Annotated in this window: 2 protein-coding genes; both read left to right on the top strand. The window is 67.4% G+C overall.

The annotated features are described in order from the left end of the window. Nucleotides 1-368: PLP-dependent transferase (locus tag AC1DYI_RS37345; RefSeq protein ID WP_477209101.1), on the top strand; the 368-nt coding region annotated here is incomplete at its 5' end. Continuing rightward, a partial coding sequence (locus AC1DYI_RS37340; RefSeq protein ID WP_477209100.1) for an alpha/beta fold hydrolase occupies nt 365-777 on the top strand: 413 nt, incomplete at its 3' end. The genes AC1DYI_RS37345 and AC1DYI_RS37340, both read left to right, overlap by 4 nt.

The raw sequence follows: 777 nt of genomic DNA, 5'->3' as shown, positions 1-777 counted from the left end.
GCCACTCGATGGTCGCCGGCGTCGGCTACCCGGAGCTCGAATCGCACCCCGACCACGCGCTGGCGCAAAAGCTGCTGCCGCGCGGCTGCGGCTCGGTCTTCAGCTTCGACCTGAAGGGCTCGCGCAAGCAGGGCCAAGTGTTCATCGAGGCACTGAAGATCTTCTCGCACCTGGCCAACGTGGGCGACTGCCGCTCGCTGGTCATCCACCCCGCGTCGACCACCCATTTCCGGATGGACGACGCCGCGCTGGCGCAGGCCGGCATCACCCCCGGCACGATCCGGCTGTCAATCGGACTGGAAGACGCCGACGACCTGATCGACGACTTGAAGCGCGCGCTGAAGGCGGCAGAAAAGGCTGGCGCATGAAGCTCACGGTCAACGGGCGCGAGGCCTATGCCTACACCGGCGGCAAGACGTTCGATCCTGCCCTGCCCTGCGTCGTCTTCATCCACGGCGCGCTGCACGACCACACGGTCTGGACGCTGCTGGCGCGCTGGTGTTCGCACCACGGCTTCGGCGTTCTGGCAGTCGATCTGCCCGGCCATATGAAGAGTGCCGGCCCGGCGCTTGAAAGCGTCGAGGCGATGGCCGACTGGGTGCTGGCGATGCTGGATGCGGCCGAGGTGAAGCAAGCAGCGCTTGTCGGCCACAGCATGGGCTCACTGGTGGCGCTGGAGGCCGCCGGCCGCGCCCCCGCGCGGATCAGCAAGCTGGTGATGGTCGGCACGGCGTTCCCGATGAAGGTGTCGCCGGCGCTGCTGGAAATGTCCAAGAA

This window comes from Ideonella sp. P3_A4 (assembly GCF_056403075.1).
Note: the sequence above shows the minus strand (reverse complement) of the source record. Positions and strands in the feature narration are given on the sequence as shown.